Here is a 13,463-nt window from a genome sequence, read left to right on the forward strand (position 1 = left end):
AGAGTCAGGTGACGGCGCCGGCGGTCTTGAGCTCGATGATGCGGTCCCAATCAAGACCGAGTTCGACGAGGATGTCGTCGGTCTGTTCGGCGAAACCGGGCGCCGGTCCCGACGCCGGCGCGACCACGTCGAACTGCACAGGGTTGGCCACGAGCTCCAGTTCACCTGCCTGTACCAGGTATTCGTTGGCACGGATCTGGGCGTCCTCGGCCGCCTGCAGGGTGTCCTGCACCGGCGCCCAGGGCCCCGCCAGCGTCGCGAAGCGCTCGCTCCACTCGGCCAGCGGACGCTTGCTCATCGCCTCCTTGAGGATCTCGGCCGCCTCCGCGGTGTTCTCGGCGAACGACTCGGCGGTGGCGAACCGCGGATCATCGGCCAGCTCGCCGAGCTCCATGTGCTTGCACACGTCGGCCCAGAATTTGGTCGGCTGCATCATCACGAACGAGATGTAGCGATCGTCGGCGGTCGGGTACAGACCGACCAACGGATTGATCGGCGAGCCGTGCACACCGGGCGGGAAGGCTTCCATCCTCTGGTTGAGGTGATTGGTCAGCGCCACCGTGTGTCCCAGGGACCACAGCCCGCTGCCCAGCAGCGACACGTCGACGATCGACGGCTCTCCGGTGCGCTCCCGCTTGAGCAGCGCCGCGGCGATACCCCCGGCGAGGTTCGTGCCGGAGATCGTGTCGCCGTAGGCCGGTCCGGGCGGACCGACCATGCCGGGGGTGCCCGGCGGGGTGATGGTCGCGGCGGTGCCGGCCCGGCACCAGAACGCGGTCATGTCGTAACCGCCCTTCACCGATTCCTCACCGCGCGGACCCAGCGCGCTGCCGCGGGCGTACACGATCGTCGGGTTGACCGCGCGGATGTCGTCGACGTCGATGCCGAACTTCTGTCGGTGGCCGGGCAGGAAGCTGGTCAGGAACACGTCCGCGCGGCGGGCCAGCTCCAGCAGCACCTCCTTGCCCTCCGGGACCGACATGTCCAGCCCGATGCTGCGCTTGAGCCGGTTGGCGTGCTCGATGTTCGGGTTCGGGTCTCCCTCCACCCGCAGCAGGCCGGTCTGGCGCAACCCGCGCTGCGGGTCACCGGTGACGGCGTGCTCGACCTTGATCACGTCGGCGCCCCACTCCGCGAGCACCGCGCCCGCCGACGGGACGAAGCCGTACATCGCCACCTCGAGGACGCGGATCCCGTCCAGGGGCTTGCTCATCGGTGCCCTCTCCTTCTCATGGGAGCGCTCACGGCTGGCCCACCACCGTCGCGAACGTCTTCGATTCCAGGAACTCCTCGAGGCCGGCCCGGCCCATCTCGCGTCCGATGCCCGACTGCTTGAACCCGCCGAACGGGCTGTCGGGGCTGAAGTAGTTACCGCCGTTGATGGAGAACGTGCCCGTGCGGATCCGGCGGGCCACCGCCAGCGCGCGGTCCTGGCTGCCGAAGACGGCACCGGACAGTCCGTAGATCGAGTTGTTCGCGATGCGCACCGCGTCGTCGTCGTCGGTATAGGTGATAACAGCCAGCACCGGACCGAACACTTCCTCCTGGGCGATCTCGCTGTCGGGATCGACGTCAGCCAGCAGGGTCGGGGTGTAGAAGTAGCCGGGATCGACCTTCTCGCCCCCCGTGACCAGGGTGGCGCCGGCCTCGACGGCGCGCTTGACCATCCCGTCGACCTTGTCGCGCTGCTTCTCACTGATCAACGGGCCCATGTACGTCGACGGATCGGCCGGATCCCCGTAGCGCACCAGACCGAAGTTGTTCTTGATCAGCTCGACGATCTCGTCCTTGTGCTGCTCGGGCACCAGCAGCCGCGAGGTCAGCGCGCAGCCCTGACCGGCGTGGGTGACCATGCTGAACGCCGAGAACAGCGCGGCGGTGTTGAAGTCGGCGTCATCGAGGACGATCGCTGCCGACTTGCCGCCGAGTTCGAGGAACACCTTCTTGAGCGTGGCGCTCGCGGCGGCCATGATGGCGCGCCCGGTGGGGGTCGACCCGGTGAAGGTGACCATGTCGACGTCGGGGCTGGTGGTCAGCGCGGCGCCGACGGCCGGGTCCGCACCGGACAGCACGTTCACGACCCCGGCCGGGATGTCGGTGTGCTCGGCGATCAGCTCGCCGAGCGCGAGCGTGATCAGCGGCGTGTCCGGTGCGGACTTCAACACCACCGTGCAGCCTGCGGCCAGCGCCGGAGCGAGTTTCGCCAGGGCCAGCTGGTTGGGGTAGTTGTAGGCGATGATCGCCGCGACGACGCCGGCGGCTTCTTTCTCGACCCAGCGGTGATGCTGCATCCCCCGGCTCTCGACGTTGCCGAGGTCCTCGGTGAACGGGTAGCTCTTGAGCAGTTCGGTGTAGTAGCGGACGATCTCGATCGGCTGATCCAGCTGCGCGCCCTGGCACAGTGCCGGAGTGGCACCGACCTCAGCGATCGTCAATGCGGCCAGCTCGTCACGATGTTCGACGAGGGCCCCGTGGAACTGCTCCAGGCAGCGGATCCGCAACTGGACATCGGTGGCCCAGTCACCGGCGTCGAAGGCCCGCCGGGCCGCGGCCACGGCGGCCTCGGCATCGGCGACCGTCGCGTCGGGAGCGTGCCCCAGCACCTCGCCGGTCGCCGGATTGAGCGAAGGAAACGTCCGCTCGGTTTCGAGAAGCCGGCCTCCGATCAGGAGGCGGCGCTGGGCGCGCCCGGCCCCGGCGCTCGGTCCCCGGTTCCCGTCCGAGATCGTGGCTGTTTCCTGCATCATCCTCCTCAGCAGCTGTGACGTCACAGGTGTGATGTGGGGTTATGTGATGGAAACTGCATTCTCATCACCGGCGAATCATACATTCGCTGGATGAGAACTCAAGGAAATGCGCAGAACGGCCACTGCCTGCGATAAACGGTGCGACAATCCTGCGTCGAACGTCTCACCAGTGTGAACACACCGCCACAGTTGTCTTGCGGTCATGCATGATGCGAGAGTACGGTTCTCATAATCGGAAGGATGATTCTTGAAGGCTGAGGCGATGGTTGGAGCCGGCGCGTGAGAAACGCTGTGGTGACCGGAGGCGCATCGGGCATCGGCGCCGCGGTGGCAGAGCGCCTCCGCGCGGACGGCATGCGCGTGGCAACGATCGATCTGAACGCGGGCGAGGAGAAGTTCTCCTACGCCGCCGACGTGACGGACCGGGCCGGCGTCGATGCCGCACTGGCCGAGATCCGCGCGGAACTGGGGCCGGTCACGGTACTGGTGAACGCCGCGGGGCTGGACCGGTTCAAGAAGTTCCTGGACCTGACTTTCGACGAATGGCAGAAGGTCGTCGACGTCAACCTCAACGGCGTCTTCCACTGCGTCCAGGCGGTGCTGCCGGACATGATCGAGGCCGGCTGGGGCCGCATCGTGAACATCTCGTCGTCGAGCACGCATTCCGGCCAGCCGTTTATGTCGCCGTATGTCGCGGCGAAGTCGGCGGTCAACGGCCTCACCAAATCGCTGGCTCTGGAGTACGGCCCCGCCGGAATCACCGTCAACGCGGTCCCGCCCGGTTTCATCGACACCCCGATGCTGCGCAAGGCCGAGCAGCGCGGCTTCCTCGGCGACACCCAGAGGCAGATCGAGCAGACGCCGGTGCGCCGGATGGGCCGGCCGGAGGACATCGCCGCCGCCTGCGCCTTCTTTGTCTCCGAAGAGGCCGGATACATCACCGGTCAGATCCTGGGCGTCAACGGCGGCCGGAACACCTGACAAGCCAGCAGATCCAGCGAAAGGACGACAGTTCATGGGACGCGTTCAAGGCAAGGTCGCCTTCATCACAGGGGCGGCACGCGGTCAAGGCCGCAGCCACGCCGTACGGCTCGCCGAAGAGGGCGCCGACATCATCGCCGTTGATCTCTGCGAGAACGTCGACACCATCGGGTATCCGATGGCCACGCCCGAAGATCTGGAAGAGACCGCCGCTTTCGTCGAGAAGACCGGGCAGCGCATCGTCGCCGCGAAGGCCGACGTGCGTGATGCCGCACAGCTGAAGAAGGCCCTCGATGACGGTATCGCCCAATTGGGCGGTGTGGACATCGTCATTGCCCAGGCCGGCATCGCCGGCATGAAGGGCACCCCGCCCATGCAGGCGTGGACCGATGTGATCAACACCAACCTGGTCGGCACCATCAACGCCATCCAGGTCGCGTTGCCCCACCTGAAGGAGGGCGCATCGATCGTGGCAACCGGCTCGACCGCGGCGCTGATGGATGCGCACAACAAGCCCAATCCGGGCAACGATCCCGGCGGCATGGCTTACATGACCTCGAAACGTCTTCTCTCGCAATACGTGCATGATCTCGCGACTGAGCTCGCCGTGCGCGGTATCCGCGCCAACGTCGTACATCCGACCAACTGCAACACCGACATGCTGCAGAGCCCGCCGATGTACAAGTCGTTCCGGCCGGATCTGGAGAACCCGACCCGGGCCGACGCCGAGCCGGTCTTCGGTGTGCAGCAGGCGATGAAGGTCAATTTCATCGAACCGGAGGACATCAGCAACGCGATCCTGTGGCTGGTGTCGGACGAGGCCAGGTACGTCACCGGAATGCAGTTGCGCGTCGACGCCGGCGGCTATCTGAAGTGGTACGACTACCACGCGTGAGCGGCACCATCGAAGTTGAGGAGGCGAGGCCGTGAAGGTTTGGGTTGATTCGCAACGGTGCCAGGGGCACACGCTGTGTTCGATGATCGCGCCGGATTCCTTCGAACTCAGCGATATCGACGGTACCGCCTCGCCGGTCAACGAGATCGTCCCGGCCGACCAGGAGGACGCCGTGCGGGAGGCCGTGCAGTCCTGCCCGGAACAGGCGATCTCGATCGAAGAGTGATTGTGACCACAGTCCTCCAGCCGGAATACACAGGGAGAGCAGAGCTTTGAGTGTCGACGACGTCGTAAGCGGCACCGCCGACGACAACCGCAAGAAGAACACGTACTACTTCGACAGGCACACCCCGGAGTACCGGCTGCAGTTCGAGAAGATCACTGAGGAGATGCACGCCAAGTGTCCGATGGCGTGGTCGGAGACCTACAACGGGCACTGGGTGGCCGCCGACAGCAGGCACGTGTTCGAACTCGCACGCTGTCCTGCGGTGTCGAATCACCACGACATCTCCGGTGAGACGCCGTTCCAAGGCATCACGATCCCGAAAGCCAGTCGTGCCACTGTGGTTCGCGGGGGAATTCTGGAGATGGACGAGCCTGAACACAGCGCCTACCGCGGTGCGCTGAACCCTTACCTGTCCCCCGCGGCGATCAAGCGCTGGGAACCGTTCATCGACGAGATCACCCGCGCCGCACTGGATGAGCACATCGAGTCGGGCCGAATCGACTTCGTCGACGATCTGGCCAATGTGGTGCCCGCGGTGTTCACGCTGGCGATGATGGGCATCCGGCTCGACAAGTGGAACGTCTACAGCGAGCCGACACACGCGTCGGTGTACACGCCCGAGCATGCGCCCGAACGCGAGAAGATCAACGAGCAGCATCGCGAGATGGGCATCGATCTCATCAACAACATGATGGAGATCCGCGAGAACCCGCGTCCGGGTCTGGTGAATGCGCTGCTGCAGTTACGCATCGACGGCGAGCCGGCACCGGACATGGAGATCCTGGGCAATCTCGGGTTGATCATCGGCGGCGGGTTCGACACCACCACAGCGCTGACTGCGCACGCCCTGGAGTGGCTCGGCGAGCATCCGCAGGAGAGGGAACGTCTCAGCAAGGAGCGGGCCACGCTGCTGCATCCGGCCACCGAGGAGTTCCTGCGGTTCTTCACCCCTGCCCCCGGGGACGGCCGCACCTTCTCCGAGGATGTCGAGGTCGAGGGTCACCAGTTCAAACGATATGAGCGGCTGTGGCTGTCTTGGGCGATGGCCAACCGGGACCCGTCGGTGTTCGAGCGGCCCCACGAGGTGGTGCTGGACCGGAAAGGTAACCGCCACTTCAGTTTCGGGATCGGCGTACATCGCTGCGTCGGCTCCAACGTCGCGCGCACGGTGTTCAAGTCGATGCTCACCGCGGTGCTGGACCGCATGCCCGATTATGTGTGCGACCCCGAGGGTACGGTGCACTACGACACCATCGGTGTCATCCAGGGCATGCGCAAGCTTCCGGCCACGTTCACCCCGGGCAAGCCGCTGGGTCCCGGCCTCGGAGAGACCCTGGTCAAGCTCCAGCGGATCTGCGACGAGCAGGAGCTCGCCCGACCGATCACCGAGCGTAAAGAAGCGGCCGTCATCGACTAATCGGCCCCGGATGTCACGCCGGAATGGTTCGATGAGTGACGGCGAAAGCTGGGAGGACAGCGATGAAGTTCCGCATGATCGCGACGATGGTTGCCGCATTGATGTCGGTGGCGACGCTTCTCGCACCGCCGTCGTCGGCAAGCTTTGCCATCGGCAACTACGACCTGCTGACCAACAGGTACACCCGCGCGTCATGGTTCTGGTTCGTGTCGCTGTGCATCCCGGAGAAGGACCCGAACTGCCTCAACGTCGCCGCGCGACCGCGGTTGGCGTACTACCAGTACTACGAGAGCAAGGTCTGGCTCGACAACGGCCGCTATACGTTCACTGTCGATGTGCCCGACGGACTCCAGTGCCCCGGGCATGTGATGCCGACCCGCGAGACCTACTCGTGGGATGCCCAGACACTACTGGGAACCATCGACTCGAAGTACGACGTCGGGTGCTTCAACGGCCCTCCGGGCACCCAGTTCTGGACATTCGCCCTGCAGCGCTTGTAGTTCTTCTCCGCGACCGTGCGTGTCTGCGGGCGACATGCCGCACCCAACCGCAATTTCGCGCACTCTCGCCGCCGCTGACCGCAGTAAAGGCCGCCGCGGCAAAGCCTTGAAATCGAAGCACATCTGGCGGGCTCGTCTGCCGGAGCCCGCATCGCTTACCGCCGCGGCAGCCCCAGCACCTGCTGGGCGATGATGTTGCGCTGGATCTCGGAGGTGCCGCCGGCGATGGTGCCACCGAAGCTACGGCAGTAGCGCTCGAACCAGCTGGCGAAGTAGTGGTCGAGGTTCATGTGCTCATAGGGCCCCGAGGTGGCGGGGTGCACCAGCCCGTCAGGTCCGGCGGCCTCCAGGGCGAGGCCCTCGATCCGCTGTTCGGCCTCGGCGCCGAGCAGCTTCGGGATGGACACCGAGGCCACATCCACCTCGCCGCGCGCCGCCTTGGCGATACCCACCGATCCGAGCAGGCGTAGCGCCTGGTAGTCCATGATGCTGGTGGCCAGCGCGTCGCGCTCAAGCGGGTTCTTCGGCTGGAAGTCGGCGATGCAGTTGGCGATCCGGTCGGCGAAACCGAGCCACATCATCGTGCGCTCGTGTCCCAGTGAGCCGTTGGCCACGCCCCATCCGCCGTTGAGCGGGCCGACCAGGTTCTCGACCGGGACCCGGACGTCGGTGAAGAACACCTCGTTGAAGTCGAGGTTGTCGATGCCGGTCATGTCGGCGAACGGCCGGCACACCACCCCGTCGAGGTCGGTGGGGATCAGCAGCACGCTGATTCCCTTGTGCTTGGGCGCATCGGGGTCGGTGCGCACGAACGTCAGCAGGAAATCGGCGTCATGCGCCCCCGACGTCCACACCTTCTGACCGTTGACCACGAATACATCACCGTCGCGAACCGCTTTGGTGCGCAACGACGCAAGGTCGGAGCCGGCGCTGGGCTCGCTCATGCCCAGCGATGCGGTGCGTTCGCCGCGCAGCACCGGGACCGCCCACTGGTGTTTCTGCTCGTCGGTGCCGAACGTCAGCAGCGAGGCGGCGATGATGTTGACGCCCTGCGGGTTGAAACTGTGGTAGATCCGACGCCGGCACAGTTCCTCGGCGTGCACGAAGGTCTGCAGCACCGACGCGTTGCGGCCACCGAATTCGGGCGGCTGCGCAGGAAGCAGCCACCCGTTGTCGAACAACAGCCGCTGCCAGTCCCTGGCCCATTGCGGCATGTGTGAGACCGAGCGTGGACGCTCCAAAGTCTCTGCCGCAGACGGCGTGTGCTCGTCGAGGAAGGCGGAGAACTCGGCGCGGAAAGCCTCCACATCGGAATCAAAGGTCAGCTGCATCAAATTCCTCCGCGATCATCGCCCGGTGCTCGGCGGCCCCGCCGAGCATCAACTCGCCCGCCTTGGCCCGCTTCAGCGCGAACTGAAGGTCGTTCTCCCATGTAAAGCCCATGGCCCCGAACAGCTGCACGCCGTGCCGGAACACCAGCGACTGGCACTCGCCCGCCGACGCCTTGGCCATCGCGGCCGCCAGCCGCCGGCGCGGGTCGTCGGCGGCGATGGTCAGCGCCGCGAAGTACGACAGTGCGCGGGCTCGTTCGATCGCGACGAACATGTCGGTCGCCTTGTGCTGGACCGCCTGGAACGTGCCGATCGCGACGCCGAACTGCTGACGGCTCTTGGCATGTTCGAGCACCAGGTCGAGGATGCGCTGGCACGCGCCGACCATCGTGATCGCCATCCCCATCAGCGCCACGTGGCGCGCGCGCTCGGTGTCGGCGACCAGCCGGTCCGAATCGGAGACCTGGGCGCCGACGAACGACACCTCAGCGACGTGCAGCACGGGGTCGAACACGTCGACGCGCCGGGTGGTGACATTGACGGAGTCGGCCCGCGGATCGACACAGAAGACACCAGCGGGCGTCACCACGGCAAGCCGGTCGGCGCGGTCGCCGTCCAGAACGAAGCGGTCGGTCCCGGAGAGCACCCAGCCCCGCGCGTCGCGGTTGGCGGTGACACCCGAGTACACGGCGGTGCCCGCTCCGCTGGAGTCGTAACGGTCGCCGACGAGCGGCGCGAACTGCGTGAGGGTGGCCAGGAACGGCGTCGGGTCGGTGACCCGCCCGAGTTCTTCGAGCACGATCGCCAACTCGACCGCGTTCTCCGAATCGGTCAGCTCGGTCCATCCGGCGTCGAGGTAGCTGTTCCACAGCGGCGTCGGGTCGACACCGTTCTCTGCAATGTCCCGGATCAGCGACGCCGGGCACTGTTTGGACACCGCGTCACGCACGGTCTCCTGCCACAACCTCTGATCAGCATCGAACTCAAGTAACACCCGCACGCCTCCTGACGACCGACCAGATCGGAGAATAACATTCTCGAAGATGATCCAGCCATTCTCCTGCCGCGGGTATCCATTCTCGTCCAATGTCAGCTGAGCACCCGACCAGCAACGCGTCCTACCTGCACGAATATTAAGCGGTGCGCTGGAGAACAGAATTCTTGCTAATGAAGAACAACGATCTACACTAAAGCTGTTGACGGCCGCGCCCTCGGCCGCGGAAGTGAAGGACAGAATTCGGTGAAGGTTCTCAGTGACGGCTCCACCGGCGCCACGGGCGCGCAGGTGAAGGTGCCCGTCATCGATGCCAGCGTGCACATCTTCTGCCAGTCCAACAAGGACCTGCGCCAGAACTTCCTGCAGGAGCCCTTTCGCAGCCGAGGTTTCCCCGACTACGAGATGGACTGGTACGGAGCGCCCGGCGGCGAATACGCCGACAGGTCAACCGGTCCGGACGGTCAGTATCCGGGTTCCGACCCGGAGGTGGTGGCCAAACATCTGTTCACCGACAGAGGTTTCGACATCGCCGTACTGCATCCGATGACGCGCGGCATCATGCCCGACCGCCACCTCGGCACGGCGCTGGCCGCCGCACACAACGAGATGATGGTGACCCGCTGGCTGGACCATCCCCAGCTGGGCGAGAAGTTCCGCGGCACGTTGCGGGTGAACCCCGACGACGTCGCGGGCGCATTGCGCGAGATCGACAAGTACCGGAACCATTCGCGCATCGTGCAGCTGGGAATCCCGCTGCAGTCGCGCGAGCTGTACGGCAAACCGCAGTACTGGCCGCTGTGGGAGGCGGCCGTGGATGCCGGCTGGCCGGTGGCCGTCCACTTCGAGGTCGGGTCAGGGATTCAGCTGCCGCCCACCCCGTCAGGCCTCACCCGCACCTACGAGCAGTTCGTGGGCTTCACCGCGCTGAATTTCCTGTACCACCTGATGAACATGATCGCCGAGGGCGTGTTCGAGAGGATTCCGGCGCTCAAGTTCGTCTGGGCCGACGGTGCCGCCGACCTGCTGACACCGTTCATTTGGCGAATGGACTGCTTCGGTCGGCCGCACCTGGAACAGACCCCCTGGGCCCCTCGGATGCCCAGCGACTATCTGCCCGGCCACGTCTATTTCGTGCAGGGCGCGCTGGACGGGCCCGGAGACGTCGACTTCGCCGGCGAATGGGCCGGTTTCACCGGCAAGGACGACATGGTGATGTACGGGTCGAGTTATCCGCACTGGCAGCTCAACGAGTTGTCGGTGCCTGGCGCCTACACCCCCGAGCAGCGCGACAAGCTGTGCTGGCGAAACGCCGCGCAGTTGTACGGCATCGAAAGTGCCGACATTGCCTCCGTCACGGCGACGGCTGCGGCACAGTAGAGGTTTGAGAGGAGCGCACCATGACCGTCACCGCGAACCCCCGGGTACCTGCGGCCGAGCGCATCGCCGTTCGGTGCGTCGACTCCGACGTCCACCCGTCCCCCCGGCGTGGAGAACTGGTCGATTACATCCCGGAGCCGTGGCGCAGCAAGTACTTCCTGACCCGCAAGGTGGGCGACCAGATTTACTACGACGCACCCGACTACGCGCACTCGTATGCGATGCGCGTCGACGCCTTCCCGTCCGATGGCGAATTCGCCTGTAGCGACCCCGATCTGGCGTTCAAGCAGCTGATCATGGAAGCCGGGGCAGACCTCGCGATCCTCGAGCCCGCGGCCTACCCCGCCCGACTTCCCGAGGCAGAGCATGCGATGGCATACGCGCTCAACGACTGGCAGGCCAACCACTGGCTGGACAGCCACAACAACTGGCACGAGCGCTGGCGCGGCTCCATTTGCGTCGCGATCCAGCAACCCGAGGAGAGCGTCGCCGAGATCGAACGCTGGGCCGGACACCCCTACATGGCGCAGATCCTGATCAAGGCCGAGCCGCGCCCCTCGTGGGGCAACCCGAAGTACGACCCGATCTGGGCCGCGGCAACCAAGCACGACATCACGGTGAGCTGCCACCTGTCGCGCAGCCACTACGACGAGCTGCCGATGCCGCCGGTCGGTATGCCCAGCTACAACCACGACTTCATGGTCACGTACTCGCTGCTGGCGGCCAACCAGGTGATGAGCCTGATCTTCGACGGCACCTTCGATCGCCATCCCAACCTGCGCATCGTGTTCGTCGAGCACGCGTTCACCTGGATCCTGCCGCTGATGTGGCGCATGGACGCGCTCTACAAGGCCCGCAAGTCGTGGCTGGACATCAAGCGCAAGCCGAGCGAGTACGTCAAGGACCACATCAAGTTCACCACCCAGCCGCTGGACTACCCCGAGGACAAGACTGAGCTCAGCCGGGCTTTCGAGTGGATGGAGTGCGAGAAGATCCTGCTGTTCTCCAGCGACTACCCGCACTGGACGTTCGACGACCCGCGCTGGCTGGTCAAGCACCTGCCCGAGCATGCCCGGGAGGCCGTGATGTTCAAGAACGGCATCGAGACGTACAAGTTGCCGGACACCGTGCCTGCGCTCGAGGGCCAGGTACGGGTTTTCTGAGGACATGGACAAGGACAAGACGCCCCGGTTGGCGCAGGGGCGCGAGCACGTCGTTGCCACAGTGGACGAAATCCCGCCGGGCACACACAAATTGGTGCCCATCGGCCGGCACGGTGTCGGCGTCTACAACGTCAACGGCACGTTCTACGCGATCGCCAACTACTGCCCGCACGAAGGCGGCCCGCTGTGTTCGGGCCGCGCCAGGGGACGCAACATCGTCGACGAGACCGTTCCCGGTGACGCGGTGATGGTCCGCGACATGGAGTACATCTTCTGCCCGTGGCACCAGTGGGGGTTCGAACTCGCGACCGGGACCACCGCGGTCAAGCCCGAGTGGAGTATCCGCACCTATCCCGTCCGGGTCGTCGGCAACGACGTCCTGGTACAGGCCTAGAACCCACTCGAGCCCCTGAAATCGGAGAGAAGTTGCCCAACAAGTCAATCGAGATCAACGGCGGCAACGTCGTCTACGAAATCCTCGGCAAATCGGGGGATTTCATCGTCCTGACCCCGGGCGGCCGGTTCAGCAAGGACATTCCCGGCCTCAAGCCGCTGGCCAAGAAACTGGTCGAGGGCGGCTACCGGGTGCTGTTGTGGGACCGGCCGAACTGCGGGCAGTCCGACGTCCAGTTCTACGGCCAGAGCGAATCGCACATGCGCGCCGAGACGCTGGCCCAGTTGATCACCAAGCTCGAGATCGGGCCGTGCATCATCGCAGGCGGATCCGGCGGGGCCCGCGACTCGATGCTGACCACGATGCTCCACCCCGAACTCGTCACCAAGCTGGTGGTGTGGAACATCGTCGGCGGCGTCTACGGCTCGTTCGTGCTGGGGTCCTACTACATCGTGCCAAGCATCCTGGCCGTCCGCGGAGCGGGGATGGAGGCGGTGGCGAAGGTCGCCGAATGGCAGGAGCGCATCGCGGAGAACCCGGACAACGAGGCCCGGATTCTGGCCCAGGACCCCGATGCGTTTCTCAAGCTGATGTTGCGCTGGCTCAACGCGTTCGTGCCCAAGCCCGGCCAGACCATCCCCGGCGTCGAGGACGAGATGTTCGACAACATCACCGTGCCCACGCTGATCATCCGCGGCGGTGAGAACGACCTCGACCATCCGAAGCGGACCTCGCTGGAGATCAGCTGCCTGATCAAGAACTCGACCCTGATCGACCCCCCGTGGCCCGAGGATGCGTGGGAGCGCGCGGGTGAGGCGCGTGCCTCGGGGAAAGTCAAGCGGTTCAACATGTTCGACACGTGGGTGCAGGCGGCGCCGGCGATTCTGGACTTCCTGAGGCGCTGATGGCTGCCGTGCTGCACTCCCCCGTCTCAGCTCTCCGCTCAGCCGGTCACGACGATACGGACCTCGCAGTTGGTGGACGCCTCCAGCGCCGTGTGGATGCGACTCTCCGGGATGCGCTGCAAGTCGGCCTTGGCCAGGGTCACCGTGATGATGTCCCAACCGGCGTCGCCTGCCGCCCGCTCGACCACGCCGGTGAGTCCGAAGCCCGCGAGCACGCCGTACGCATCGTCGTCGGTGCCGTGGCTGACGAACGTCAACACGCCGAGCACCGGGTCGGTCGGAAACGCTTTGGCGCACAGCCCGATACCCGCGGACTGCAGGGCCTCCGGGTCGTCGCCGCGCATCAGCAGCTCGACCTCCCGACGCTTGGGCGGCAGCGCGGCGAGGTTGTTGTCGATCAGCTCGGCCCCCGCCTCGGCAGCCAGCCGCCCCAGTTCGGCCATACCGGTCGCCAGCTGGTCGGCGGTCAGCTCGCCGGCCAGGTCCACGCCGACGCGTACCACCGCTGTTCGCATGCACGGAAGGGTAGC

The 13,463-nt window shown here is 65.6% G+C and carries 14 protein-coding genes; 9 read left to right on the top strand and 5 right to left on the bottom strand.

Annotated features, from left to right (window positions below):
* Window positions 1-4: 4 nt before the first annotated feature.
* Both KXD97_RS28985 and KXD97_RS28990 read right to left on the bottom strand, forming a co-directional pair.
* Window positions 5-1,213, bottom strand: a complete 1,209-nt coding sequence (locus KXD97_RS28985; protein WP_260754455.1) for a CaiB/BaiF CoA-transferase family protein — start codon at window positions 1,211-1,213, stop codon at window positions 5-7.
* Window positions 1,214-1,241: 28 nt separating this feature from the next.
* The gene (locus tag KXD97_RS28990; RefSeq protein ID WP_260754456.1) at window positions 1,242-2,744 is read right to left on the bottom strand and encodes an aldehyde dehydrogenase family protein; all 1,503 of its coding nucleotides are present in this window, start codon (window positions 2,742-2,744) and stop codon (window positions 1,242-1,244) included.
* Window positions 2,745-3,026: 282 nt separating this feature from the next.
* Here KXD97_RS28990 and KXD97_RS28995 point away from each other — a divergent pair, with 282 nt between their 5' ends.
* From KXD97_RS28995 to KXD97_RS29015, 5 genes are all read left to right on the top strand, one after another.
* Window positions 3,027-3,728 (top strand): SDR family NAD(P)-dependent oxidoreductase, encoded by a 702-nt coding sequence (locus KXD97_RS28995; RefSeq protein WP_260754457.1) that lies wholly within the window; start codon window positions 3,027-3,029, stop codon window positions 3,726-3,728.
* Window positions 3,729-3,762: 34 nt separating this feature from the next.
* Entirely contained in the window at window positions 3,763-4,623 is an 861-nt protein-coding gene (locus KXD97_RS29000) for a mycofactocin-coupled SDR family oxidoreductase (RefSeq protein ID WP_260754458.1), read from the top strand.
* A gap of 31 nt (window positions 4,624-4,654) precedes the next feature.
* Window positions 4,655-4,849: a ferredoxin gene (locus KXD97_RS29005; RefSeq protein WP_260754459.1), complete on the top strand. Its 195-nt coding sequence runs from the start codon at window positions 4,655-4,657 to the stop codon at window positions 4,847-4,849.
* Window positions 4,850-4,895: 46 nt separating this feature from the next.
* Window positions 4,896-6,266, top strand: a complete 1,371-nt coding sequence (locus KXD97_RS29010) for a cytochrome P450 (protein ID WP_260754460.1) — start codon at window positions 4,896-4,898, stop codon at window positions 6,264-6,266.
* Window positions 6,267-6,328: 62 nt separating this feature from the next.
* On the top strand, window positions 6,329-6,766 hold the full coding sequence (locus KXD97_RS29015; RefSeq protein WP_260754461.1) for a hypothetical protein: 438 nt from the start codon (window positions 6,329-6,331) through the stop codon (window positions 6,764-6,766).
* 155 nt (window positions 6,767-6,921) lie between these two features.
* On the opposite strand, the gene KXD97_RS29020 is transcribed toward KXD97_RS29015, so the two are convergent.
* A complete protein-coding gene (locus KXD97_RS29020) occupies window positions 6,922-8,097 on the bottom strand; it encodes an acyl-CoA dehydrogenase family protein (RefSeq protein WP_260754462.1) in 1,176 nt (391 codons plus the stop codon).
* The gene (locus KXD97_RS29025) at window positions 8,081-9,091 is read right to left on the bottom strand and encodes an acyl-CoA dehydrogenase family protein (RefSeq protein ID WP_260758200.1); all 1,011 of its coding nucleotides are present in this window, start codon (window positions 9,089-9,091) and stop codon (window positions 8,081-8,083) included. The genes KXD97_RS29020 and KXD97_RS29025 overlap by 17 nt, the downstream gene beginning before the upstream one ends.
* A gap of 246 nt (window positions 9,092-9,337) precedes the next feature.
* Here KXD97_RS29025 and KXD97_RS29030 point away from each other — a divergent pair, with 246 nt between their 5' ends.
* Genes KXD97_RS29030 through KXD97_RS29045 form a run of 4 tightly spaced genes read left to right on the top strand, consistent with a single transcriptional unit; the run spans window position 9,338 to window position 12,933 of the window.
* The gene (locus KXD97_RS29030) at window positions 9,338-10,471 is read left to right on the top strand and encodes an amidohydrolase family protein (protein ID WP_260754463.1); all 1,134 of its coding nucleotides are present in this window, start codon (window positions 9,338-9,340) and stop codon (window positions 10,469-10,471) included.
* A gap of 20 nt (window positions 10,472-10,491) precedes the next feature.
* Complete coding sequence (locus KXD97_RS29035) at window positions 10,492-11,634, top strand: amidohydrolase family protein (RefSeq protein ID WP_260754464.1); 1,143 nt, start codon at window positions 10,492-10,494, stop codon at window positions 11,632-11,634.
* A 4-nt stretch (window positions 11,635-11,638) separates the two neighbouring features.
* On the top strand, window positions 11,639-12,028 hold the full coding sequence (locus KXD97_RS29040) for a Rieske 2Fe-2S domain-containing protein (RefSeq protein ID WP_260754465.1): 390 nt from the start codon (window positions 11,639-11,641) through the stop codon (window positions 12,026-12,028).
* Between the two features lie 32 nt (window positions 12,029-12,060).
* Window positions 12,061-12,933, top strand: coding sequence for an alpha/beta fold hydrolase (locus KXD97_RS29045; protein ID WP_260754466.1), 873 nt, complete (start codon window positions 12,061-12,063; stop codon window positions 12,931-12,933).
* 38 nt (window positions 12,934-12,971) lie between these two features.
* On the opposite strand, the gene KXD97_RS29050 is transcribed toward KXD97_RS29045, so the two are convergent.
* Window positions 12,972-13,448, bottom strand: coding sequence for a hypothetical protein (locus KXD97_RS29050; RefSeq protein WP_260754467.1), 477 nt, complete (start codon window positions 13,446-13,448; stop codon window positions 12,972-12,974).
* Window positions 13,449-13,463: the final 15 nt, after the last annotated feature.

It is taken from the genome of Mycobacterium sp. SMC-8 (assembly GCF_025263565.1).
Taxonomy (GTDB): domain Bacteria; phylum Actinomycetota; class Actinomycetes; order Mycobacteriales; family Mycobacteriaceae; genus Mycobacterium.

Coding starts and splice junctions, on each gene's coding strand:
- KXD97_RS29040 (WP_260754465.1), top strand. CDS start 11,639: ATGGACAAGGACAAGACGCCCCGGTTGGCGCAGGGGCGCGAGCACGTC.
- KXD97_RS29020 (WP_260754462.1), bottom strand. CDS start 8,097: ATGCAGCTGACCTTTGATTCCGATGTGGAGGCTTTCCGCGCCGAGTTC.
- KXD97_RS29035 (WP_260754464.1), top strand. CDS start 10,492: ATGACCGTCACCGCGAACCCCCGGGTACCTGCGGCCGAGCGCATCGCC.
- KXD97_RS28990 (WP_260754456.1), bottom strand. CDS start 2,744: ATGCAGGAAACAGCCACGATCTCGGACGGGAACCGGGGACCGAGCGCC.
- KXD97_RS29050 (WP_260754467.1), bottom strand. CDS start 13,448: ATGCGAACAGCGGTGGTACGCGTCGGCGTGGACCTGGCCGGCGAGCTG.
- KXD97_RS28985 (WP_260754455.1), bottom strand. CDS start 1,213: ATGAGCAAGCCCCTGGACGGGATCCGCGTCCTCGAGGTGGCGATGTAC.
- KXD97_RS29015 (WP_260754461.1), top strand. CDS start 6,329: ATGAAGTTCCGCATGATCGCGACGATGGTTGCCGCATTGATGTCGGTG.
- KXD97_RS29000 (WP_260754458.1), top strand. CDS start 3,763: ATGGGACGCGTTCAAGGCAAGGTCGCCTTCATCACAGGGGCGGCACGC.